Here is a 23,245-nt window from a genome sequence, read left to right as displayed (position 1 = left end):
AGGTTTATGCTTGACGACGATAGCGAGTGGGCACCACCTGATTCCATCCCGAACTCAGAAGTGAAACTGCTCAGCGCCGATGGTAGTGTGGCGTTTCGCCATGTGAGAGTAGGACATCGTCAAGCGCATATTGGAAGCCCTGGTACACCGTGCCAGGGCTTTTTGCTTTCTGACTTGAGGCTTGATTTTTTGAACTCTCGCTGCTTTGTAAAGATAAATTTTTGCTAGTGCTCTCTTTACCTTGGATTTTATCTTTACTCTTCTCATCTTTATTTGTCTTTTGTTGCCTTATAACTCTTTCCTCACTTATTCTTGTACACTTTCCTTTATATATTCCCTCTCTATTTAGACTTGTGACATGAAGGCTCTTTTAGAAATATTAAGTGATGGCAAATTTCACTCTGGTGAGGCTTTAGGAAAAAGCTTAGGGGTGACCCGCGCTGCTGTATGGAAGAAGCTGAAAAGCCTGCAGTCTTTGGGGCTACGTTTAGACTCTATTCCTGGTAAAGGGTATAGAGTACAAAAAGGGGTTGAACTACTTGAGAAGCAAAAAATTACTAAAGAGTTAAGCTCAGATTTTGCTGAGACTTTAGAGATGGATTTTTTTGTCACGATTCCTTCATCAAATGATGTGGCTATGAGTAAAGCACGCTCAGGGATTAAAAAGAACTATTTTTGCTTTACTGAGCACCAAAGTGTGGGGCGTGGCAGGCAAGGAAGAACGTGGATAAGCCCCCTAGGAAATAATTTGTACTTTTCGACATTATGGACATTTTACAATGGCATTGCTGGACTGGAGGGGTTAAGTCTGGCGGTGGGGCTGGCTGTTGTAAAAGGGCTTGAACAACTAGGTGTTCAGCAGCTAACTCTCAAGTGGCCAAATGATGTGCTCTTAGGAGGAAAAAAAGCTGCAGGCATTTTGCTCGAAGTGATGGGTGATCCTGCTGGAGAGTGTCAGGTTATTATTGGGGTTGGTATAAATATAGATTTGCCAACTAATAATGAAGTAGAAAAAAAAATTAACCAGTCTGTTGCTGCGGTTAGTCAATATACCTCTAGGAAAATCAGCCGAAATAAACTTGCTGCTGTTTTAATAAGAGAGCTAAGTAAAGTCCTCTCTACATTTCAACGCGAAGGCTTTACTCATTTTCAGAGTGACTGGCAAAGTTATGATGCATTTTTTGATGAACCGGTAAACATCATTCATGGGCATCAATATGTTCCTGGGATTGCAAAAGGAGTTGATGTGTCTGGAGGGATAAAGGTGCTTACTGCGGAAGGTATAGTGGTATATAAAGGTGGTGAAGTTTCTTTGCGCAGAAGAACAGATTCCTATGGCTAATATATGGCAGCTTGATGCGGGCAACTCACGCATAAAATTGAGGGTTTTAGAAACTGGGCAGGTTACTTGCCTAGATACTTTTAACTCTGAAGATGCATTTATTAGCTATCTGTTAGAGAAAGCAGAAAATATTGATGAAATACAACTAGCGTGTGTTTGGAGTGAAGAGCGTAAGAAGAAATTTATTGAGATAATTAATAAAGAATGTTGCTGCAAGGTGAGAGTTGCAAAAGTAAAAAAAGAATTTGCTGGACTCAAAGTCGCATATAGAGATGAAACTAAGCTAGGCGTTGATCGCTGGTTAGCTATGCTCGCTAGCCATGCCTGGTATCCTAGTGAGGTTAGACTATTGGTTAGCCTTGGTACGGCAATTACAGTGGATGTTGTGGATAAAAAGGGTGAGCACTTGGGAGGGTATATTATTCCTGGCTTCCGATTATTGCATGAGTCATTAACTGAAAATACTGGACAAGTGAGGTTTACCAGTAATGGGTTGAATGATATGACATTAGGACAGTCAACAACTCAGGCTGTCAATAATGGTATTCGAAGGCTTGTCGTGAGTATGTTGAAATCCTTAATTGCGGATCAAAGCTTGCAAATTGATAGAGTCATTTTTGCAGGAGGAGATGCTGAATATGTTAAAGCATTATCACTTATTGATGCGGAAATTAAGCAAGATTTAATATTTGAGGGTCTTACACTGGCTTTTAGTAAACAGGACTAAGAATGCGCTGGATTTTTTTAACCCTATTATTAGCAAATGGTTTTTTGTATGGGTATTTTTGGTATCAAGGAAATCATAGCAGTCCTGTTCAAACTGAACCTGAGGTAACTGAAAGTATTTCTGAAGGTGAAGGAATTCAGTTATTAACTGAAGTGAATCCAGCAGGGCTTGAAAAGTTAGAGCAGAATAGTAAAGCGGTTGCGGTTCCTCAAAAAACACCTCATGAACCAGAGCGGTTTTGCATAGGACTAGGTCCTTTTACAGAAATTGCTCCCTTTAAAGAAGTTCAGCAGCGTTTTTTTGCGCTTGGTGTGCAGCCTGATGTTGAAAAACAGCACATTGAGACTGAGCCTGATTATTGGGTTTATATTCCTCCACAACCCTCAAGAAAATACGCGCTACGAAAATTGAAAGAATTACAAAAACAAAATATTGATAGTTACATTATTAATGATGGTGAATTGAAAAATGGCGTCTCACTGGGCTTATTCACCAAAAAAACCTCAGCTGATAAGTTGCAAAAGACAATTGCTCAAGCAGGCTATAACGTAAAAGTTAAGCGAGTAGAGCGCTTTAAAGATGAAATTTGGCTGATTTTTGCGCCTGACCAAGCTGATTTAGTGGGTGATCAAATCTGGGTTGAGATCGCAAAAAAATATCATTACATAGAAAAAAGAAGAAATCGTTGTAAACCCATTGCATCTTATATAAATATCCCTTAGAATTGCGCCCGCGATTGAGGGAGAGCCGGTATAGCTCAGTTGGTAGAGCAACTGACTTGTAATCAGTAGGTCCTGGGTTCGACTCCTAGTGCCGGCACCAAGCCTTAATTTAATCGCTCCTCTTTTGGTGGGGTTCCCGAGTGGTCAAAGGGATCAGACTGTAAATCTGACGCGCGAGCTTCGAAGGTTCAAATCCTTCCCCCACCACCAAATTTTTCACTATGATTGTTTAAGTGGTAATGTGCGGGCGTCGTATAATGGCTATTACCTCAGCCTTCCAAGCTGATGATGCGGGTTCGATTCCCGCCGCCCGCTCCATATTTTTCAGGTTGCTCATATAGCTCAGTCGGTAGAGCACTTCCTTGGTAAGGAAGAGGTCACCGGTTCAAATCCGGTTATGAGCTCCAGTTTTGAATGAAGAGGGTGGAACATGGTTCTACCCTTATTTGTGTTGAAGATCTTCGTCTGGTAGGAGATGGTCTCGATGGCTAAAGCTAAGTTTGAGCGTAATAAGCCGCACGTTAACGTGGGTACTATTGGCCACGTTGACCACGGTAAAACTACATTGACAGCAGCCCTGACTCGCGTATGCGCGGAAACGTGGGGTGGTGAAGTTAAAGCGTTCGATCAAATCGATAATGCGCCCGAAGAGCGTGAGCGTGGTATCACTATCTCAACAGCACACGTTGAGTATGATTCTCCAAACCGCCACTATGCACACGTAGACTGCCCAGGTCACGCCGACTATGTTAAAAACATGATCACCGGTGCTGCGCAAATGGACGGAGCTATCCTGGTTTGTTCTGCTGCAGACGGCCCCATGCCTCAGACGCGTGAGCACATCCTGTTGTCTCGTCAGGTAGGTGTTCCTTACATCGTCGTATTCCTGAACAAAGCAGACATGGTTGACGATGAAGAGTTATTAGAGCTGGTTGAAATGGAAGTGCGTGAGCTGTTGAACGAATATGAGTTCCCAGGAGACGACACGCCAATCATTACTGGTTCAGCGTTAATGGCGTTAGAAGGTAAAGATGACAACGAAATGGGTGTTTCTGCAGTGGTTAAACTGGTAGAAACATTGGATGAGTACATCCCACAGCCAGAGCGTGCCATTGATCAGCCTTTCTTGATGCCAATCGAGGACGTATTCTCAATTTCTGGTCGTGGTACTGTGGTAACAGGCCGTGTTGAGCGTGGTATTGTTAAAGTGGGTGACGAAGTAGAAATCATTGGCCTGCGTGACACTACCAAGACCACAGTAACAGGTGTAGAAATGTTCCGTAAGCTGCTTGACGAAGGTCGTGCAGGTGAGAACGTTGGTGCCTTGTTGCGCGGTACTAAGCGTGATGACGTTGAGCGTGGTCAAGTATTGGCTATCCCAGGCTCTATTACGCCACACACTAAGTTCGAGTCAGAAGTTTACGTACTAAGTAAAGAAGAAGGTGGACGTCATACTCCATTCTTCAAAGGCTATCGCCCACAGTTTTACTTCCGTACCACTGACGTAACAGGTGCATGTGAGTTGCCAGAAGGCGTTGAGATGGTAATGCCTGGTGACAACGTGCAAATGAAAGTGACATTGATTGCACCGATTGCGATGGAAGATGGTCTACGCTTTGCGATCCGTGAAGGTGGCCGTACTGTTGGTGCGGGTGTTGTTGCTAAGATTATCGAGTAAACCACTTTACAAAGAATGGTATGAGCTGCATAATGTGCGGCTCTGCCCTACAGATACAGGCCAGTAGTTCAATTGGTAGAGCACCGGTCTCCAAAACCGGGGGTTGGGGGTTCGACTCCCTCCTGGCCTGCCATTTAAAGTTTCCCGCAAGCTTGATGAGGCGCTTACTTCTATGAGTTCCAAAGCTGAAAGCGATAACAGCAATCAGTCCGGTTCTGCTAAGACGTTGGATGGTCTGAAGTGGTGTCTGGTTGTTATTATTGTCGGAGTTGGCGTCTACGGCAATCACTACTTTGCTAAATATTATGAACAATTCCTGTTGTATAGGGTTTTGGGCTTATTAGTGCTCGCTCTATTTGCAGGTTTCGTTGCGTTTAGCACTGAAAAAGGCAGCCGCTTCTGGACATTGTTAAAAGATGCGAAGGCCGAAATAAGAAAAGTAGTTTGGCCAACCCGTCAAGAAACCACACAAACGACACTTATTGTAGTTGCTGCTGTTTTATTGGTAGGGCTATTTTTGTGGGGTCTTGACTCCTTGCTAAGCTGGATAGTAAATAGTTTGATTGGATAACATAACATGGCGAAGCGTTGGTATGTGGTTCATGCTTATTCCGGCTTTGAAAAGCAGGTGATGCGCTCGATTAAAGAGCGTATTGAGCTGCATGATATGCAAGATCAGTTTGGTGAGGTTTTAGTACCAACTGAAGAAGTCGTAGAAATTCGTGGTGGGCAAAAGCGAAAAAGTGAACGTAAATTCTTTCCTGGCTACGTATTAGTAGAAATGGAAATGAATGACGACACTTGGCATATGATTAAGGATACACCACGAGTGATGGGCTTTATAGGTGGAACAGCAGATAAACCTGCGCCTATCACCAAGCGTGAAGCTGACGCTATTCTTCGCCGAGTACAAGATGGCTCTGATAAGCCTAAACCTAAAACATTGTTTGAGCCTGGTGAAGTTGTTCGTGTTATTGACGGCCCATTTAGTGACTTTAATGGCGTAGTTGAAGAAGTTAATTACGAAAAGAACCGTTTGCAAGTTGCTGTATTGATTTTTGGTCGATCTACACCAGTTGAATTAGAGTTTAGCCAAGTAGAAAAAGGCTAATAGAATTATTATTGCTTCCCCTCATTGCTTTTGTGGTGAGGGGTTGTTACGTCTGTAGAAGCTGTTCAAACAGGGGAGCCGAAAGGCGTTTAACCCAATTGAGGTAGTGTAATGGCTAAAAAAGTCCAAGCATATGTAAAACTGCAAATTCCTGCAGGTCAAGCAAACCCAAGTCCACCCGTTGGTCCTGCACTAGGTCAGCAGGGTGTAAATATCATGGAGTTCTGTAAAGCCTTTAATGCTAAAACGCAAGGCATGGAACCTGGATTGCCTACGCCTGTAGTTATCACTGTGTATAGTGATCGTAGTTTTACTTTTGAAACTAAAACCCCTCCTGCGTCTGTTCTACTGAGAAAAGCACTTAAGCTGAAAAAAGGTAGTAGCCGTCCTAATACTGAAAAAGTAGGCACTGTAACTCGTCAGCAATTGGAAGATATTGCCAAGCAGAAAGAGCCTGATTTAACGGCTGCAGATTTAGACGCTGCTGTGCGTACTATTGCTGGAAGTGCTCGTAGTATGGGCTTAAATGTGGAGGGTGTGTAAATGGCTAAAATGACTAAGCGACTAAAACTGATCGCAGAAAAAGTTGAAGCCAATAAAGCATATCCTATTGAAGATGCTGCAAAATTACTGGCTGAAATTTCTACAGTAAAATTTTGCGAATCTTATGACGTTGCGGTTAACTTAGGTGTTGACCCTCGTAAATCAGATCAGGTTGTTCGTGGCTCCACTGTACTTCCTAATGGAACTGGTAAAGACGTTCGTGTGGCGGTATTTACTCAGGGTGCAAACGCTGATGCTGCGAAAGAAGCTGGTGCTGATCTTATTGGTATGGAAGATCTAGCTGAAGAAATTAAAGCTGGAAATCTTAACTTCGACGTTGTTATTGCTTCTCCTGATGCAATGCGCGTTGTTGGCCAATTAGGTCAGATCCTTGGGCCTCGTGGTTTGATGCCCAACCCAAAAGTTGGCACTGTAACACCTAATGTTGCAGAAGCTGTTAAAAATGCTAAGGCTGGACAGGTGCGTTACCGGACTGACAAAAACGGCATCATTCACTGTGGTGTTGGTAAAGTTGGTTTTGCACCAGAAGCTGTTAAGCAAAATATTGAAGCTTTGTTGGCAGACCTTAAAAAGGCTAAGCCTTCATCTTCAAAAGGTGTTTATATGCGCAAAGTTACCCTGTCCACAACTATGGGGCCAGGCATAGCTATTGATATGGCATCACTGAACATCTAATACCCAACTTTGGGGCTCTTGCCAGCTCTTTTCAGTGAGGCAGGGGCCGTCAAAGACCGTAGGTGTCGCATTTATGCTGACTTAATCTTCCTACGTAGATGGTGTTGTTTCTAGACCTCTTATCTAGAGCCCTTCACCGTATATTCCATGAGATGCTTATGTATCTTGGTGGTTTTAAACCACATTACGGTTATACCCAGGAGTAAAGCCGATGGCATTAAGACTCGAAGACAAGAAAGCGATTGTCGCTGAGGTCAACGAGGCTGCCGGAAGCGCTTTATCCGCTGTGATTGCTGACTATCGTGGTCTTACTGTTAGTCAGTTAACTGCGCTGCGCAAGCAGGCACGTGAAGGTAATGTTTATCTTCGTGTCGTGCGTAATACGCTTGTACGTCGCGCGGTTGTTGGTACTGAGTTTGAGTGTTTAACAGAGGCTCTGACTGGACCAACTATTTTAGCATTCTCTAAAGAAGATCCAGGTGCAGCAGCACGTTTGATCAAAGATTTTGCTAAAGAAAACAAACAGTTGGAAGTAAAAGCGCTGTCCATTGGTGGCAAGCTATTAGGTGCAGATCAAATTGATGTGTTGGCGAAGATGCCAACTCGCGAAGAAGCATTGGCTATGCTGGCTCGCGTAACAATTGCACCTGTGACCAAGCTGGCACGTGCTTTAAACGATATCCCAACACGCGTAACTCGCGTTATCGCAGCTGTCCGCGATCAGAAGCAAGAAGCTGCTTAATATATTGTTGGTTTATCGCTTACGTAGTAAAAGTTTTTACACAGTTTATAGGAGATAAGAGTCATGGCTCTGTCTAAAGACGATATTTTGAATGCAATTGCTGAAATGAGCGTAATGGAAGTTGTTGAGCTTGTTGAAGCAATGGAAGAAAAATTTGGTGTTTCTGCTGCTGCTGCACCTGTTGCTATGGTTGCTGGTGGTCCAGCTGCTGAAGCTGCAGAAGAAAAGACTGAATTTGATGTAATTCTGACTGGTGCTGGCGACAAGAAAGTTAACGTAATCAAAGTAGTACGTGGCTTGACTGGTCTTGGCCTGAAAGAAGCTAAAGCACTAGTTGACGGTGCGCCTTCTCCATTGAAGGAAGGTGTATCTAAAGATGAAGCTGAAGCAGCTAAGAAAGAGCTGGAAGAAGCTGGTGCTACTGTGGAAGTTAAGTAATTTCGTAGGATTTTGCACCAAAGCAAGCCTAATATTAATTAGTGCTTATGGCTGGTGCCTCCGGGCACCGGCCTTTTTCCGTTGTAATATGAAAAATTGATGGTCCATTTAGGGCAGGTTATATACCGCACCGGGTATTTATTATAAGAGCAATACCTTGTTCTTGATCAACACCGTGGCGCTAATAATGCTTGTTAGGCCGCAATGATTAGCAGGTGACCAAGCTGGGGAACGCTAATGGCATACTCGTTTACTGAGAAAAAACGTATCCGCAAGGATTTCGGCAAGCTGCCGCATGTAATGGATATTCCCTATCTCCTGGCAATCCAGTTGGATTCTTATCGCAAATTTTTGCAGTCAGGAGAAAGGGAAAGCCGCAAAGACTATGGCTTGCATGCCGCGTTCAAATCAGTTTTTCCAATTGTCAGTTATTCTGGCAACGCTGCATTGGAATACGTCAGTTATAAACTGGGAGAGCCGGCATTTGATGTTAAAGAGTGTCAGCTTAGAGGTATTACCTATGCAGTACCTTTAAGAGTAAAAGTTAGACTGATTATTTATGATAAAGATTCAGCTAACAAAGCAATAAAAGATATTAAAGAACAAGAAGTCTATATGGGAGAAATCCCATTAATGACGGATAACGGTACGTTTGTAATTAATGGTACTGAGCGAGTTATTGTTTCTCAGCTACACCGTTCTCCAGGCGTCTTTTTTGACCATGATAAAGGTAAAACACACTCCTCTGGAAAATATCTCTATTCTGCCAGGGTTATTCCTTACCGTGGTTCATGGCTTGATTTTGAGTTTGATCCTAAAGACCTGCTGTATGTTCGTATAGACCGTCGTCGTAAGTTACCTGCGACCATTTTGCTACGCGCACTTGGCTATACCGCTGAGCAAATTTTGGATATGTTTTTTGAAACTTCAACGTTTCAAATGTCAGAGCAGGGTATTACATTTGAGTTGATAGCTGATCGTCTTCGTGGTGAGGCTGCTACCTTCGACATTAAAGATACTGAAGGTAATGTTATAGTTGAAAGTGGTCGACGTATTACTGCAAAACATATCCGTCAGCTGCAAAAAGCAAATATAAAGCACCTTGAAGCACCACTAGAATTTTTAATTGGCAAAGTCATCGCTAAAGACTTGGTCAACCCCGCTACAGGTGAAATTATTGCGCCATGTAATATAGAAATTACTGCGGATATTATTGAGAAAGTAGTCAATAACAATGTCAAGGTTGTTGATGTTCTTTACATTAATGAGCTTGATAGTGGCCCTTATATTTCAGATACACTCAAAGCGGATAGCACAAACAGCCAGATTGAAGCACTGGTTGAAATTTATCGAATGATGCGTCCTGGTGAGCCTCCTACCAAAGAAGCAGCAGAAGCGCTTTTCGAGAATCTCTTTTTCACTGCAGAACGTTATGACCTGTCTGCTGTGGGTCGGATGAAATTCAACCGCCGCTTAGGTCGTGGTGTTGATGAAGGTCCTGGTGTTCTTGATAACAATGACATTATTGATGTCATGAGGTTATTGGTCTCGATTCGAAATGGTAAAGGTGAAGTGGATGATATTGATCATCTAGGTAACCGCCGTATTCGAAGTGTAGGCGAGATGGCTGAGAATCAGTTCCGTGTTGGTTTGGTTCGGGTTGAGCGTGCGGTGAAAGAGCGCTTAAGTATGGCCGAATCAGAGGGCTTAATGCCTCAGGATTTAATTAACGCAAAACCTGTTGCTGCAGCTATTAAAGAGTTTTTTGGTTCTAGCCAGTTGTCCCAGTTTATGGACCAAAATAACCCCTTATCAGAAGTTACACATAAGCGCCGGGTATCTGCATTAGGTCCAGGTGGTCTTACCCGGGAGCGTGCTGGGTTTGAGGTGCGTGACGTACACCCAACTCACTACGGGCGTGTATGTCCTATTGAAACACCTGAAGGTCCAAACATCGGTTTGATCAACTCATTGGCAACCTATGCGCGGACCAATGCCTATGGTTTCCTTGAGAGCCCTTACCGGAAAGTTGTCGATGGTATTGTTACTGATGAAATTGAATATTTGTCAGCCATCGAAGAAGGTGAGTATGTCATTGCTCAGGCGAATGCTGAAGTTGATGAAGAAATGCGCCTGACTGATGCCCTTGTTAATGTAAGGCATCGTAATGAATTTACCTTGATGCCACCTGAAAACGTTAACTATATGGACGTTTCTCCTCGCCAGGTAGTATCAGCAGCGGCTTCTTTGATTCCATTCTTAGAGCATGACGATGCTAACCGAGCGTTAATGGGATCAAACATGCAGCGTCAGGCTGTACCTACTTTGTGTGCTGAAAAGCCGTTGGTTGGTACTGGAATGGAGCGCAATGTTGCCAGTGACTCTGGTGTTTGTGTGATTGCGCGTCGGGGTGGTGTGATTGAGTCGGTTGATGCGGGACGGATTGTAATTCGCGTTAACCAGGATGAAATCATCACTGGTGAGGCTGGTGTTGAAATTTATAATCTGACGAAGTATACCCGCTCCAACCAAAATACCTGTATTAATCAGAAACCTTTGGTGAAAACGGGGGATGTTGTCAATCGTGGTGACGTTCTAGCTGATGGGCCTTCAGTCGATATGGGTGAGCTGGCACTAGGTCAGAATATGCGAGTCGCCTTTATGCCTTGGAATGGCTATAACTTTGAGGACTCCATCCTTATTTCTGAGCGTGTAGTTCAGGAAGATCGTTTTACTACCATTCATATTCAAGAGCTGACTTGTGTTGCCCGTGACACAAAATTAGGTCCAGAAGAGATTACTTCTGATATTCCTAATGTCGGTGAAGGTGCTCTCTCTAAGCTTGATGAGTCAGGCATTGTCTATGTCGGTGCTGAAGTAGGTAGTGGTGATATTCTTGTTGGTAAAGTGACACCTAAAGGTGAAACTCAGCTAACGCCTGAAGAAAAGCTACTGCGTGCAATCTTTGGTGAGAAAGCATCTGATGTAAAAGATACATCTTTGCGAGTGCCTACCAGCGTTAAAGGCACTGTTATTGATGTTCAAGTCTTTACCCGTGATGGTGTCGAAAAAGACCAGCGGGCTATTTCTATTGAAAAGGCTCAACTGGATGAAGTTCGCAAAGACTTGAATGAAGAGTTTCGTATTGTTGAGCAAGCTACCTTTGAGCGGTTACGTGAAGCATTGGTTGGGCAAGCCGCTGAAGGTGGTCCAAACTTGACAAAAGGTGATGTCATATCTGGCGATTACCTTGGTGGGCTTGAACACAAGAACTGGTTTAAGTTGCGCATGGCTGATGATGCACTTAATGAGCAACTTGAAGCAGCCCAAAAACAGTTGCAAGAGCGTCGCGAGCAGCTTGATCAACGCTTTGAAGATAAAAAGAAAAAGCTGCAAAGCGGTGATGACCTTGCACCAGGTGTACTGAAAATTGTTAAGGTCTACTTAGCAATAAAACGCCGTATACAGCCTGGTGACAAAATGGCTGGACGCCATGGTAACAAAGGGGTTATCTCTGTAATCATGCCTGTAGAAGATATGCCTTACGATGAAAATGGTACACCCGTTGACATCGTACTTAACCCTCTGGGCGTACCTTCGCGTATGAACGTAGGACAGATTCTGGAAACACACCTTGGCCTAGCAGCAAAAGGACTCGGAGAGAAAATTAACCGTATGATGGAAGCGCAACGCTCCATTGCGGAAATCCGTGAGTTTCTGGGGCAAATTTACAATGGAACTGGAGAAGGCCGTTATGAGGATCTCAACTCATTAACGGATGAAGAAGTCATTGAGCTAGCTAAGAACCTTGAAAAAGGTGTACCAATGGCAACTCCAGTATTTGATGGTGCGAAAGAGAAAGAAATTAAGGCGTTACTCCGACTGGCTGATATGCCTGAATCCGGACAAATGACATTGTCTGATGGGCGGACAGGAGACCGCTTTGATCGCCCAGTAACCGTTGGTTACATGTATATGTTGAAGCTGAATCACTTGGTTGATGACAAGATGCATGCTCGTTCAACAGGTTCTTACAGCCTTGTTACACAGCAACCATTGGGTGGTAAGGCGCAGTTTGGTGGTCAGCGTTTCGGAGAGATGGAGGTCTGGGCGCTAGAGGCATACGGTGCTGCTTATACGCTTCAAGAAATGCTTACCGTTAAGTCAGATGACGTAACTGGTAGAACGAAGATGTATAAAAACATCGTTGATGGTGACCATCGAATGGAAGCGGGTATGCCTGAGTCGTTCAATGTACTGATTAAAGAAATCCGTTCATTGGGCATCGATATCGAACTGGAAAGCGAATAACGTTAGCTGGCTTATAGCTATGGGAGGCCTGGGGTCTCCCTCAGCGAGGAGAGAGGATCTTGAAAGACTTACTTAACCTTCTCAAACAAGGGCAAACTGAAGAATTTGATTCCATTCGTATCGGCTTGTCATCGCCTGAGATGATTCGCTCATGGTCATACGGTGAAGTCAAGAAGCCAGAGACGATTAACTATCGTACCTTCAAGCCCGAACGTGATGGTTTATTCTGTGCCAAAATCTTTGGACCAGTTAAAGACTACGAGTGCTTATGTGGAAAGTACAAGCGTTTAAAGCACCGTGGTGTGATTTGTGAAAAATGTGGTGTTGAAGTAGCGCTGGCAAAAGTACGCCGTGAGCGGATGGGTCACATTGAGTTGGCAAGTCCAGTTGCACATATTTGGTTCCTTAAGTCATTACCTTCCCGTATTGGCTTGATGCTGGATATGACCCTGCGTGACATTGAGCGTGTACTTTACTTTGAGTCTTATGTTGTGATCGATCCAGGTATGACTACGCTGGATAAAGGTCAGCTACTCAATGATGAAGAATACTATGAAGCGCTTGAAGAGTTTGGTGATGACTTTGATGCACGTATGGGAGCTGAGGCTATTCAAGCAATTTTGAAAGAAATTGATCTTGAAACTGAAATTGGCCAGTTGCGTGAAGAAATCCCAAATACAAACTCTGAAACAAAGATTAAGAAGCTCACCAAGCGCTTGAAGCTTATGGAAGCTTTCTATCATTCAGGTAATAACCCTGAATGGATGATTTTGGATGTGCTACCAGTACTTCCACCCGATTTGCGCCCATTGGTGCCGTTGGATGGTGGTCGTTTCGCAACATCAGATTTGAATGACCTTTATCGTCGAGTCATCAACCGTAATAACCGTCTGAAGCGCCTGCTTGATCTAAGTGCACCAGATATCATCGTGCGTAACGAGAAGCGGATGCTTCAAGAAGCGGTAGATGCGCTGCTTGACAACGGGCGTCGTGGAAGGGCAATTACTGGCTCTAATAAGCGGCCACTGAAGTCTCTGGCTGACATGATAAAGGGTAAGCAGGGGCGTTTCCGTCAAAACCTACTGGGTAAGCGGGTAGACTACTCAGGTCGTTCAGTTATTGTGGTCGGTCCTACTTTGCGGTTGCACCAGTGTGGGCTACCAAAAAAAATGGCGCTTGAGCTATTTAAGCCATTCATTTTTGGCAAGCTTGAACACCGTGGCTTGGCTACAACTATTAAAGCTGCGAAGAAAATGGTTGAGCGTGAGACGGCAGAAGTATGGGATATCTTAGCTGAAGTTATTCGCGAGCACCCAGTTTTACTTAACCGTGCACCTACCCTCCACCGTTTAGGTATCCAAGCGTTTGAGCCGGTATTGATTGAAGGTAAAGCTATTCAGCTTCACCCACTTGTTTGTGCGGCCTACAATGCTGACTTCGATGGTGACCAGATGGCTGTTCACGTGCCATTAACGCTTGAAGCACAGCTTGAAGCACGTGCGCTAATGATGTCTACCAACAATATCTTGGCACCGGCGAATGGTGAGCCCATTATCGTACCTTCTCAGGACGTGGTTCTCGGTCTCTATTACATGACCCGTGACGCGATTAATGTGCCAGGTGAAGGGATGGCATTTGCTGATATTCGTGAAGTTCACCGTGCTTACCGTGCAGGTAAAGTTGATTTACACGCTCGTGTGAAAGTACGTATCAGCGAAGTAAATAAAGATCATGATGGAAATGAAACCAGTAGAACGTTTATCGCTGATACAACGATTGGGCGTGCGCTGCTGTTTGATGTTTGTCCAAAAGGAATTCCTTTTGAGCTTGTTAACCAGGCTATGGTTAAGAAGGCAATTTCTAGATTGATTAATACCTGCTACCGCAATGTTGGCTTGAAAGAAACGGTTATCTTTGCTGACCAGCTTATGTACACCGGTTTTCACTTTGCCACCATCTCCGGAAGTTCGATTGGGGTAAATGACTTCGAAATCCCCAATGAGAAAGTAGATATCATTGAAGCGGCAAACCGTGAAGTAGAAGAAATTGAAAATCAATTTGCTTCAGGTCTGGTAACGCAGGGTGAGAAATACAACAAGGTGATTGATATTTGGTCGCGAGCCAATGAGCTAGTTGCCAAGAAAATGATGGAAAGTCTTGGTACTGACCTGGTTGTCGACCGTGAAGGTAAAGAGGTTGGCCAACCATCATTTAACTCTGTTTACATGATGGCTGACTCTGGTGCGCGGGGTAGTGCTGCTCAGATACGTCAGCTTGCAGGTATGCGGGGCTTGATGGCTAAGCCAGACGGCTCGATCATCGAAACGCCTATTACTGCAAACTTCCGTGAAGGACTAGACGTATTGCAGTACTTTATTTCTACCCACGGTGCACGTAAAGGTCTGGCAGATACAGCCTTAAAAACCGCAAACTCAGGTTACTTAACGCGCCGTCTGGTTGATGTTGCTCAAGACTTGGTTGTTACTGAGGTTGACTGTGGGACAGAAGAAGGACTTCACATGGCACCCCATATTGAGGGTGGCGATGTTGTTGAACCTTTAGGTGAACGTATTCTTGGACGAGTTGTTGCAAGAGATGTGATCCGCCCAGGGACAACCAGTGATATTGCGGTTCCAGCGGGAACACTTATTGATGAGCGCTGGGTTGAGCGTCTTGAAAACTTGAATGTCGACGAGGTTATTGTTCGCTCACCGATCACCTGTGAAACACGTTACGGTGTGTGTAGCAAGTGTTATGGTCGAGACCTTGGTCGTGGCCACCGAGTTAATGTTGGTGAGGCTGTGGGTGTAATTGCAGCTCAATCTATTGGTGAGCCTGGTACACAGTTGACGATGCGTACCTTCCACATCGGTGGTGCTGCATCAAGAACCTCTGCTACTGACAGTGTACAAGTTAAGAACAAAGGTAAAATCAGGCTGCATAACCTGAAGTCTGTAGAGCGGACAGATGGTACGTTAGTCGCAGTGTCTCGATCTGGTGAGTTGGCCGTAGCTGATGAGTTTGGTCGTGAGCGTGAACGCTACAAACTGCCTTATGGCGCAATGCTCTCTGTTAAAGATGGCAGTGAAGTAGAATCCGGTCAGGTAGTAGCGAAATGGGATCCACATACCCACCCAATCATTACTGAGGTAGGTGGAACGGTATCGTTCTCTGGTATGGAAGACGGCATCACCATTAAGCGTCAGACTGATGAGCTGACAGGGCTATCGAATATCGAAGTTATCGATCCTAAAGATCGTCCAACGGCAGGTAAAGATATCCGTCCAGCAGTCATGCTGCTTGATGATGCAGGTAATGAGATTAAATTCCCTAATTCTGATATGCCTGTTCAGTACTTTTTGCCTGCCAGTGCATTATTGAATCTTACCGATAATGCGAAGGTGGAAGTGGGTGATGTTATTGCGCGGATTCCACAGGCCAGCTCGGGTAACAAAGATATCACGGGTGGTTTGCCTCGGGTTGCAGACTTATTTGAAGCTCGTAAACCAAAAGAGTCAGCTATCCTGGCTGAAATTAGCGGTACAGTGAGCTTTGGTAAAGAAACCAAAGGTAAAAAACGCTTGGTTATTTCTCCACCAGATGGTAGCGATAATCATGAGGAGCTTATTCCAAAGTGGCGTCAGCTTAACGTGTTTGAAGGTGAGCAGGTGGCTCGCGGTGAGGTAATCGCCGATGGTCCTGCAAACCCACACGATATTCTGCGATTACAGGGTGTGAGTGCGCTAGCGAAGTACATTGTCAACGAAATTCAAGACGTTTACCGTCTGCAGGGTGTAAAAATCAATGATAAGCACATTGAAACTATCCTGCGCCAAATGTTGAGAAAAGTTGAAGTAACTGATGCTGGAGACTCTGAGCTGATTAAGGGTGAACAATTAGAGTTTACCCATGTACAGGAAGTTAATGAGGCACTTGCTGCTGACAATAAGTTCCTGGCTAAATTTGAGCGAGTACTCCTCGGTATAACCAAGGCGTCACTGGCTACTGAGTCCTTTATATCTGCAGCGTCCTTCCAGGAAACAACTCGGGTTCTGACTGAAGCGGCAGTAACAGGTAAGCAGGATCACTTAAGAGGCCTAAAAGAAAATGTTGTGGTAGGTCGATTGATTCCTGCGGGTACTGGTCTAGCTTATCATAGCGAGCGTAAGCGCAAGCGTGATCAAGCTTTAGCCAAAGCAGCCACAACAAGTAAAGTCAGTGCAAGTGATGTAGAGCAAGCCCTGAGTGAAGCTTTAAACTCTGGTAACTCCTAATCACCTATTACGGATATGCGACATGTTGACAGCTCTGCGATGAGCTGTCACTTGACTCGCACCTACTTGACTTTTACAATTTCGCGTCCTTAAAAAGGCGGGTTTATCACCTGCTTTTTTTTGGTTCTTTATAAACCATTAGTTAGTAATTGGAGTTTGCATCCATGGCTACTATTAACCAGTTGGTTCGTAAGCCACGCAAACGCAAAGTCGCTAAAAGTGACGTACCTGCGCTACAGGGTTGTCCTCAGCGTCGTGGTGTTTGTACACGCGTTTATACGACCACTCCTAAGAAGCCTAACTCAGCGCTTCGTAAAGTATGTCGTGTTAGATTGACCAACGGATTCGAAGTGACTTCCTACATTGGTGGTGAAGGTCACAACCTACAAGAGCACAGTGTTGTGTTGATCCGTGGTGGACGGGTAAAAGACTTGCCAGGTGTGCGTTATCACACTGTACGTGGCAGCTTGGATACCCAAGGTGTTAATGATCGTAAGCAAGGCCGTTCTAAGTACGGTACTAAGCGTCCTAAGTAAGGGATGTTGGCTCACAGAACAACTTTGTTCTTTGAGTAAATTTGCTTATCGGTAAGAGTAAGGCTAAGTACTATTTTCTGACAGTGTGAAAACTAAAAGCTGTAGATCTTAGTTTCTTAGGTTCACCCTGAAGACCTATTGAGGGCTTATCATGCCAAGAAGACGTGTAGTCGCAAAGCGAGAAGTTTTACCAGATCCAAAGTACAAAAGTCAGACTTTGGCTAAGTTTATTAACCATGTAATGGTTAGTGGTAAAAAATCTGTTGCAGAAAGAATTGTATATGGTGCTCTGGATAAAGTTGAAGAGCGCACTAAAGGATCTGAACCTTTAGATTTGTTTGAAAAAGCGCTTGAGCAAGTTGCTCCAGTGGTTGAGGTTAAATCTCGTCGGGTTGGTGGTGCTACTTACCAAGTTCCCGTTGAAGTACGTCCTTCTCGCCGGACTGCGTTAGCAATGCGTTGGTTAGTAGATGCGGCACGTAAGCGTGGCGAAAAATCTATGGCTTTGCGCTTGGCTGGTGAAATCTTAGATGCTGTTGATGGAAAAGGTTCTGCAGTTAAGAAACGTGAAGACGTGCATCGTATGGCTGAAGCCAACAAAGCGTTCTCCCACTACCGTTTCTAATGATCAGAGGATAGTGTCGTGGCTCGAAAAACCCCTATTAGTCGCTACCGTAATATCGGTATTTGTGCGCACGTAGACGCAGGTAAAACGACGACTACTGAACGAGTACTGTTTTATACTGGTCTCTCTCATAAGATTGGTGAAGTGCATGATGGCGCTGCGACCATGGACTGGATGGCGCAGGAGCAGGAGCGTGGTATAACCATTACTTCAGCTGCAACAACCTGTTTTTGGCAGGGTATGAGCAAGCAGTTTGATGAGCACCGTATTAATATCATTGATACTCCTGGACACGTTGACTTTACAATCGAAGTAGAGCGTTCTTTGCGTGTGCTTGATGGTGCTGTAGTTGTGCTTTGTGGTTCATCTGGTGTGCAACCGCAAACTGAAACCGTATGGCGTCAAGCAAACAAGTATCATGTACCACGTATGGTCTTCGTAAATAAAATGGACCGTGCGGGCGCTGATTTCTTTATGGTTGTCGATCAGCTAAAAGAGCGTCTAGGTGCTAATGCTGTACCAATTCAAATTAATATTGGTGCAGAAGATGAATTCAAAGGTGTTGTTGATTTGCTTCTGATGAAAGCCATTATGTGGAATGAAGCGGATCAAGGCATGACTTACCAGCTAGAAGACATTCCTGCAGATTTACAAGATGTTGCTGCTGAGTGGCGTGAAAAAATGCTGGAAAGTGCTGCTGAAGCAACTGAAGAATTGATGGAAAAATACCTTGAAGAAGGTGATCTTTCCGTTGAAGAAATCAAACAAGGTCTTCGTCAGCGCACGCTAAACAACGAAATTGTTCTGGTTAGTTGTGGTTCAGCATTTAAGAACAAAGGTGTTCAAGCGGTATTGGACGCTGTCATTGAGTATTTACCATCGCCTACAGAAGTTAAGGCTATTGAAGGTACACTTGATGATGATGAAACTGTAGAAACGCGTGAAGCTGATGATAATGCTCCTTTTGCAGCATTGGCATTTAAGATTGCCACTGACCCGTTTGTGGGTACATTGACATTCGTTCGCGTTTACTCCGGTAAGCTTTCTTCTGGCGACTCTGTCTTTAATCCAGTTAAGCGCAAAAAAGAGCGTGTTGGCCGGATGGTGCAAATGCACTCAAACAACCGTCAGGAAATTAAAGAAGTATTAGCAGGTGATATCGCTGCATTGATTGGCATGAAGGATGTTACCACTGGTGACACGCTTTGTGCTCAAGACAGCATTATTACTCTGGAAAGAATGGAGTTCCCTGATCCGGTAATTTCTGTGGCAGTTGAGCCTAAGTCTAAAGCCGACCAAGAGAAAATGGGTATTGCTTTAGGTAAGTTGGCTCAGGAAGATCCATCTTTCCGTGTTGAAACAGATGAAGAGTCTGGCCAAACAATTATTTCTGGTATGGGTGAATTGCACCTGGATATCATTGTTGACCGGATGAAGCGTGAGTTTAACGTTGAAGCTAACATTGGTAAGCCACAGGTTGCTTATCGTGAGGCGTTACGTGGCTCTGTAAATGCTGATCACAAATTTGCTCGCCAATCTGGTGGTCGTGGTCAGTATGGACACGTTGTTATTGAGTTTTCACCTTCTGAAAACGAAGGTTTGGAATTTGTCAACGAAATCGTTGGTGGTGTAATTCCAAAAGAATACATCCCAGCAGTTCAAAAAGGGATTGAAGAGCAGATGCAAAACGGTGTTATCGCCGGTTACCCTCTGCTTAACCTGAAAGCTCGCTTGTATGATGGCTCGTATCACGACGTTGACTCCAGTGAGATGGCGTTTAAAATCGCAGCTTCTCAGGCACTGAAAAAATATGCACCTCAGGCACAGCCTGCACTCCTTGAGCCTGTTATGAAGGTTGAAGTGGTAACGCCTGAAGACTACATGGGGGATGTCATGGGTGACTTGAACCGTCGTCGCGGTTTGGTTCAAGGTATGGATGACTCATCTTCAGGTAAAGTGATTCGTGCGGAAGTGCCTCTAGGGGAAATGTTTGGTTACGCTACAGACCTTCGCTCTGCGACACAAGGTCGTGCGACCTACTCCATGGAGTTCGAAAAATACGCTGAAGCACCTGCCAGTGTTGCTGAGGCAGTTATCAAGAGCAAAGGTTAATCAATCCAATTCTGATAAGAAGGTATAACTCACAATGGCTAAAGCTAAGTTTGAACGTAATAAGCCACACGTTAACGTAGGTACAATCGGTCACGTTGACCACGGTAAAACTACATTGACAGCAGCCTTGACTCGCGTATGTGCGGAAACGTGGGGTGGTGAAGTTAAAGCGTTCGATCAAATCGATAATGCGCCCGAAGAGCGTGAGCGTGGTATCACTATCTCAACAGCACACGTTGAGTATGATTCTCCAAACCGCCACTATGCACACGTAGACTGCCCAGGTCACGCCGACTATGTTAAAAACATGATCACCGGTGCTGCGCAAATGGACGGAGCTATCCTGGTTTGTTCTGCTGCAGACGGCCCCATGCCTCAGACGCGTGAGCACATCCTGTTGTCTCGTCAGGTAGGTGTTCCTTACATCGTCGTATTCCTGAACAAAGCAGACATGGTTGACGATGAAGAGTTATTAGAGCTGGTTGAAATGGAAGTGCGTGAGCTGTTGAACGAATATGAGTTCCCAGGAGACGACACGCCAATCATTACTGGTTCAGCGTTAATGGCGTTAGAAGGTAAAGATGACAACGAAATGGGTGTTTCTGCAGTGGTTAAACTGGTAGAAACATTGGATGAGTACATCCCACAGCCAGAGCGTGCCAGTGATCAGCCTTTCTTGATGCCAATCGAGGACGTATTCTCAATTTCTGGTCGTGGTACTGTGGTAACAGGCCGTGTTGAGCGTGGTATTGTTAAAGTGGGTGACGAAGTAGAAATCATTGGCCTGCGTGACACTACCAAGACCACAGTAACAGGTGTAGAAATGTTCCGTAAGCTGCTTGACGAAGGTCGTGCAGGTGAGAACGTTGGTGCCTTGTTGCGCGGTACTAAGCGTGATGACGTTGAGCGTGGTCAAGTATTGGCTATCCCAGGCTCTATTACGCCACACACTAAGTTCGAGTCAGAAGTTTACGTACTAAGTAAAGAAGAAGGTGGACGTCATACTCCATTCTTCAAAGGCTATCGCCCACAGTTTTACTTCCGTACCACTGACGTAACAGGTGCATGTGAGTTGCCAGAAGGCGTTGAGATGGTAATGCCTGGTGACAACGTGCAAATGAAAGTGACATTGATTGCACCGATTGCGATGGAAGATGGTCTACGCTTTGCGATCCGTGAAGGTGGCCGTACTGTTGGTGCGGGTGTTGTTGCTAAGATTATCGAATAACAACACTACTTTTTAACAGTAAAAAATCTATAAGAGGCTCCGCCAAGGGCGGGGCCTCTTATTGTGTATGCTTGACAGAGTGATGTTGCGAAAGTAGAATTTTGCCTCCTTTTGCTATGACAACATCGTGTGTCTAGTGTAGTTCTTTATTCTGGAGTTTTGATCAAATGCAAAGTCAGCAAATCCGTATTCGTTTGAAAGCGTTTGATCACCGCCTGATAGATGTCTCCACCCAGGAAATTGTTGAAACAGCAAAGCGTACTGGGGCCCAGGTGCGTGGTCCGATCCCATTGCCTACGAAAAAAGAGCGCTTTACTGTGCTCATTTCTCCTCACGTGAATAAAGACGCGCGTGACCAATATGAAATTCGCACCCATAAGCGACTTTTAGATATCGTTGAACCAACTGATAAGACTGTTGATGCGCTAATGAAGCTAGATCTAGCTGCAGGCGTAGAAGTTCAGATCAGTCTGGGTTAACCACGAAACATCGGGTGTACATTCCACTGGGTGCGCAACTTAGTGTAACGCTCTGAAATGGGCGGCCATAGTGGGTAATAGCCCCGTACACATGAGAGGTTTAATCATGACTATTGGTTTAGTCGGAAAGAAATGCGGTATGACGCGCATTTTTACCGAAGATGGTGCCTCTGTGCCTGTCACGGTAATTGAAGTTGATCCTAACCGCGTCACACAGGTTAAAACAGTAGATACTGACGGCTATTCAGCAGTTCAGGTAACTACTGGTAGTAAGCGTGAGCGTAAGCGCCCTGGTCGCGGCTTGAATAGTGCTGAAAAAGGCCTGTTTGCGAAAGCTGGTGTTGAAGCTGGCGTAGGTCTTTGGGAATTCCGCACTGAAGATGAAGAAGTCAATGTTGGTGATCAAATCAAGGTTGACCTTTTTCAGGCAGGACAGAAGGTTGACGTAAGTGGTCAGTCCAAAGGTAAAGGTTTTGCTGGCACAGTAAAGCGTTGGAACTTTGCAACTCAAGATGCAACCCACGGTAACTCATTGTCTCACCGTGCGCCTGGTTCAATCGGTCAGTGTCAAACGCCTGGTCGCGTGTTCAAAGGCAAAAAGATGGCTGGCCACATGGGTAATCGCCGTGTGACAGTTCAGTCTTTAGAGGTTGTTCGAGTTGATGCTGAGCGCAACCTGCTTCTAATTAAAGGTGCAGTTCCTGGTGCTACCGGTGCTCAGGTTATTGTTCGACCAGCAGTCAAATCTGGTGCCTGAGGGGGGTTGAACTCATGGATTTAAATGTAACAGGTGCAGGTACGATTCAAGTTTCAGATCTTACTTTTGCAGCTGAATTTAACGAAACATTAGTACATCAGGCTGTTGTTGCGTATCTAGCTGGTGCTCGTCAAGGCACTCGTGCGCAAAAAACTCGCTCTGAAGTAAGTGGTGGTGGTCGCAAACCATGGCGGCAGAAAGGTACTGGTCGTGCACGTGCTGGTACAATTCGCAGCCCGATTTGGCGTTCTGGTGGTGTAACATTTGCTGCTAAGCCACAGAATCACGAGCAAAAACTGAACAAGAAAATGTATCGTGCAGCGATGCGTTCTATTCTTTCAGAGCTTGTTCGTCAAGAGCGTCTGGTTGTTGTAGAAAACTTTGAAGTTTCAGCGCCAAAAACCAAAGAATTGGTAGCCAAGCTGAAAGAGCTGAATGCTGGCAATGTATTGATCGTAACTGAAGATGTAGATCAAAACTTGTATCTGGCTGCACGCAACGTCCCTCATGTGGATGTCAGTGATGCGATGGCTGCAAATCCAGTCAGCATGATTGCCTATGAAAAGGTTATCGTTACAGTTGCTGCGCTGAAGAAATTCGAGGAGATGCTGGGATGAACCAGGAAAGAGTATTTAAAGTACTGCTTGGTCCACACATTTCCGAAAAGGCAACTGTCTTAGCGGAAAATAACGGTCAGTACGTTTTCCGTGTGGCAAAAGACGCGACTAAGCGTGAAGTTAAGAAAGCAGTTGAATCACTGTTTGACGTGAAGGTCAAGTCAATTCAGACGCTTAATACTAAAGGTAAAACTAAGCGCACTATTCATGGCTTAGGTAAGCGTCCTGACTGGAAGAAAGCATATGTTCGTCTGGAGCAAGGTCAAGAAATTGACTTTGTAGACGCTGAGTAAGGGGAGTGTAAGGT

20 protein-coding genes, 5 tRNA genes and 1 rRNA gene are annotated in these 23,245 nt (G+C 44.8%); all 26 read left to right on the top strand.

The genetic code is table 11. The annotated features are described in order from the left end of the window. Nucleotides 1-9: 9 nt before the first annotated feature. Nucleotides 10-125, top strand: a 5S ribosomal RNA gene (rrf, locus tag KHS79_RS19010). A gap of 233 nt (nt 126-358) precedes the next feature. Next, nucleotides 359-1,342 (top strand): bifunctional biotin--[acetyl-CoA-carboxylase] ligase/biotin operon repressor BirA, encoded by a 984-nt coding sequence (gene birA / locus KHS79_RS19005; RefSeq protein ID WP_094788831.1) that lies wholly within the window; start codon nt 359-361, stop codon nt 1,340-1,342. Continuing rightward, nucleotides 1,335-2,069 carry a type III pantothenate kinase gene (locus KHS79_RS19000; protein ID WP_212721041.1) on the top strand — a complete coding sequence of 245 codons (735 nt, stop codon included), beginning with the start codon at nt 1,335-1,337 and terminating at the stop codon, nt 2,067-2,069. The genes birA and KHS79_RS19000 overlap by 8 nt, the downstream gene beginning before the upstream one ends. A gap of 2 nt (nt 2,070-2,071) precedes the next feature. Then, nucleotides 2,072-2,791 (top strand): SPOR domain-containing protein, encoded by a 720-nt coding sequence (locus tag KHS79_RS18995; protein WP_027710290.1) that lies wholly within the window; start codon nt 2,072-2,074, stop codon nt 2,789-2,791. Between the two features lie 24 nt (nt 2,792-2,815). Then, nucleotides 2,816-2,891: transfer RNA gene (locus tag KHS79_RS18990), tRNA-Thr, on the top strand. Between the two features lie 26 nt (nt 2,892-2,917). Beyond that, nucleotides 2,918-3,001: transfer RNA gene (locus KHS79_RS18985), tRNA-Tyr, on the top strand. A gap of 33 nt (nt 3,002-3,034) precedes the next feature. Next, nucleotides 3,035-3,109 (top strand) — tRNA-Gly (locus KHS79_RS18980). Nucleotides 3,110-3,122: 13 nt separating this feature from the next. Next, a tRNA-Thr gene (locus KHS79_RS18975) sits at nt 3,123-3,198 on the top strand. Nucleotides 3,199-3,275: 77 nt separating this feature from the next. Next, nucleotides 3,276-4,469, top strand: coding sequence for an elongation factor Tu (tuf, locus tag KHS79_RS18970; protein WP_094788829.1), 1,194 nt, complete (start codon nt 3,276-3,278; stop codon nt 4,467-4,469). A gap of 57 nt (nt 4,470-4,526) precedes the next feature. Then, nucleotides 4,527-4,602, top strand: a tRNA-Trp gene (locus KHS79_RS18965). 39 nt (nt 4,603-4,641) lie between these two features. Further along, entirely contained in the window at nt 4,642-5,040 is a 399-nt protein-coding gene (gene secE, locus KHS79_RS18960; protein WP_027709433.1) for a preprotein translocase subunit SecE, read from the top strand. A 6-nt stretch (nt 5,041-5,046) separates the two neighbouring features. Further along, nucleotides 5,047-5,580 carry a transcription termination/antitermination protein NusG gene (gene nusG, locus KHS79_RS18955; RefSeq protein ID WP_027709432.1) on the top strand — a complete coding sequence of 178 codons (534 nt, stop codon included), beginning with the start codon at nt 5,047-5,049 and terminating at the stop codon, nt 5,578-5,580. 111 nt (nt 5,581-5,691) lie between these two features. Then, nucleotides 5,692-6,123: a 50S ribosomal protein L11 gene (rplK, locus tag KHS79_RS18950; protein WP_027709431.1), complete on the top strand. Its 432-nt coding sequence runs from the start codon at nt 5,692-5,694 to the stop codon at nt 6,121-6,123. Beyond that, entirely contained in the window at nt 6,124-6,819 is a 696-nt protein-coding gene (rplA, locus tag KHS79_RS18945) for a 50S ribosomal protein L1 (protein ID WP_027709430.1), read from the top strand. Between the two features lie 211 nt (nt 6,820-7,030). Continuing rightward, nucleotides 7,031-7,561: a 50S ribosomal protein L10 gene (gene rplJ, locus KHS79_RS18940; protein WP_027709429.1), complete on the top strand. Its 531-nt coding sequence runs from the start codon at nt 7,031-7,033 to the stop codon at nt 7,559-7,561. A 63-nt stretch (nt 7,562-7,624) separates the two neighbouring features. After that, on the top strand, nt 7,625-7,999 hold the full coding sequence (rplL, locus tag KHS79_RS18935) for a 50S ribosomal protein L7/L12 (RefSeq protein ID WP_027709428.1): 375 nt from the start codon (nt 7,625-7,627) through the stop codon (nt 7,997-7,999). Nucleotides 8,000-8,236: 237 nt separating this feature from the next. Beyond that, a complete protein-coding gene (gene rpoB, locus KHS79_RS18930) occupies nt 8,237-12,310 on the top strand; it encodes a DNA-directed RNA polymerase subunit beta (protein ID WP_212721040.1) in 4,074 nt (1,357 codons plus the stop codon). A gap of 59 nt (nt 12,311-12,369) precedes the next feature. Next, nucleotides 12,370-16,584, top strand: coding sequence for a DNA-directed RNA polymerase subunit beta' (rpoC, locus tag KHS79_RS18925; protein WP_094788826.1), 4,215 nt, complete (start codon nt 12,370-12,372; stop codon nt 16,582-16,584). A 164-nt stretch (nt 16,585-16,748) separates the two neighbouring features. Further along, on the top strand, nt 16,749-17,120 hold the full coding sequence (gene rpsL, locus KHS79_RS18920; RefSeq protein WP_027709425.1) for a 30S ribosomal protein S12: 372 nt from the start codon (nt 16,749-16,751) through the stop codon (nt 17,118-17,120). Between the two features lie 151 nt (nt 17,121-17,271). Further along, nucleotides 17,272-17,745, top strand: coding sequence for a 30S ribosomal protein S7 (gene rpsG, locus KHS79_RS18915; RefSeq protein WP_027709424.1), 474 nt, complete (start codon nt 17,272-17,274; stop codon nt 17,743-17,745). A gap of 18 nt (nt 17,746-17,763) precedes the next feature. Next, on the top strand, nt 17,764-19,857 hold the full coding sequence (gene fusA, locus KHS79_RS18910) for an elongation factor G (protein WP_027709423.1): 2,094 nt from the start codon (nt 17,764-17,766) through the stop codon (nt 19,855-19,857). A 34-nt stretch (nt 19,858-19,891) separates the two neighbouring features. Then, nucleotides 19,892-21,085 (top strand): elongation factor Tu, encoded by a 1,194-nt coding sequence (tuf, locus tag KHS79_RS18905; RefSeq protein WP_212721039.1) that lies wholly within the window; start codon nt 19,892-19,894, stop codon nt 21,083-21,085. Between the two features lie 167 nt (nt 21,086-21,252). After that, nucleotides 21,253-21,564 carry a 30S ribosomal protein S10 gene (gene rpsJ, locus KHS79_RS18900; RefSeq protein ID WP_027709000.1) on the top strand — a complete coding sequence of 104 codons (312 nt, stop codon included), beginning with the start codon at nt 21,253-21,255 and terminating at the stop codon, nt 21,562-21,564. 106 nt (nt 21,565-21,670) lie between these two features. After that, entirely contained in the window at nt 21,671-22,321 is a 651-nt protein-coding gene (rplC, locus tag KHS79_RS18895) for a 50S ribosomal protein L3 (protein ID WP_094788824.1), read from the top strand. A 14-nt stretch (nt 22,322-22,335) separates the two neighbouring features. Beyond that, a complete protein-coding gene (gene rplD, locus KHS79_RS18890) occupies nt 22,336-22,938 on the top strand; it encodes a 50S ribosomal protein L4 (protein WP_027709002.1) in 603 nt (200 codons plus the stop codon). Further along, nucleotides 22,935-23,231, top strand: a complete 297-nt coding sequence (gene rplW, locus KHS79_RS18885; protein WP_027709003.1) for a 50S ribosomal protein L23 — start codon at nt 22,935-22,937, stop codon at nt 23,229-23,231. Before rplD ends, rplW begins: the two co-directional genes overlap by 4 nt. Nucleotides 23,232-23,245: the final 14 nt, after the last annotated feature.

The sequence above is a fragment of the Zooshikella ganghwensis genome (genome assembly GCF_018263875.1).
Taxonomy (GTDB): Bacteria; Pseudomonadota; Gammaproteobacteria; order Pseudomonadales; family Zooshikellaceae; genus Zooshikella; species Zooshikella ganghwensis.
Note: the sequence above shows the minus strand (reverse complement) of the source record. Positions and strands in the feature narration are given on the sequence as shown.

Bases quoted from the DNA above. Each gene is read 5' to 3' on its own strand.
- secE (WP_027709433.1), top strand. From the start codon at position 4,642: ATGAGTTCCAAAGCTGAAAGCGATAACAGCAATCAGTCCGGTTCTGCT.
- rplA (WP_027709430.1), top strand. From the start codon at position 6,124: ATGGCTAAAATGACTAAGCGACTAAAACTGATCGCAGAAAAAGTTGAA.
- rpsG (WP_027709424.1), top strand. From the start codon at position 17,272: ATGCCAAGAAGACGTGTAGTCGCAAAGCGAGAAGTTTTACCAGATCCA.
- rplD (WP_027709002.1), top strand. From the start codon at position 22,336: ATGGATTTAAATGTAACAGGTGCAGGTACGATTCAAGTTTCAGATCTT.
- rpsJ (WP_027709000.1), top strand. From the start codon at position 21,253: ATGCAAAGTCAGCAAATCCGTATTCGTTTGAAAGCGTTTGATCACCGC.
- rplK (WP_027709431.1), top strand. From the start codon at position 5,692: ATGGCTAAAAAAGTCCAAGCATATGTAAAACTGCAAATTCCTGCAGGT.
- rplJ (WP_027709429.1), top strand. From the start codon at position 7,031: ATGGCATTAAGACTCGAAGACAAGAAAGCGATTGTCGCTGAGGTCAAC.
- KHS79_RS19000 (WP_212721041.1), top strand. From the start codon at position 1,335: ATGGCTAATATATGGCAGCTTGATGCGGGCAACTCACGCATAAAATTG.
- rplC (WP_094788824.1), top strand. From the start codon at position 21,671: ATGACTATTGGTTTAGTCGGAAAGAAATGCGGTATGACGCGCATTTTT.
- rpsL (WP_027709425.1), top strand. From the start codon at position 16,749: ATGGCTACTATTAACCAGTTGGTTCGTAAGCCACGCAAACGCAAAGTC.
- rplW (WP_027709003.1), top strand. From the start codon at position 22,935: ATGAACCAGGAAAGAGTATTTAAAGTACTGCTTGGTCCACACATTTCC.
- rpoB (WP_212721040.1), top strand. From the start codon at position 8,237: ATGGCATACTCGTTTACTGAGAAAAAACGTATCCGCAAGGATTTCGGC.
- tuf (WP_094788829.1), top strand. From the start codon at position 3,276: ATGGCTAAAGCTAAGTTTGAGCGTAATAAGCCGCACGTTAACGTGGGT.
- KHS79_RS18995 (WP_027710290.1), top strand. From the start codon at position 2,072: ATGCGCTGGATTTTTTTAACCCTATTATTAGCAAATGGTTTTTTGTAT.
- rplL (WP_027709428.1), top strand. From the start codon at position 7,625: ATGGCTCTGTCTAAAGACGATATTTTGAATGCAATTGCTGAAATGAGC.
- tuf (WP_212721039.1), top strand. From the start codon at position 19,892: ATGGCTAAAGCTAAGTTTGAACGTAATAAGCCACACGTTAACGTAGGT.
- nusG (WP_027709432.1), top strand. From the start codon at position 5,047: ATGGCGAAGCGTTGGTATGTGGTTCATGCTTATTCCGGCTTTGAAAAG.
- birA (WP_094788831.1), top strand. From the start codon at position 359: ATGAAGGCTCTTTTAGAAATATTAAGTGATGGCAAATTTCACTCTGGT.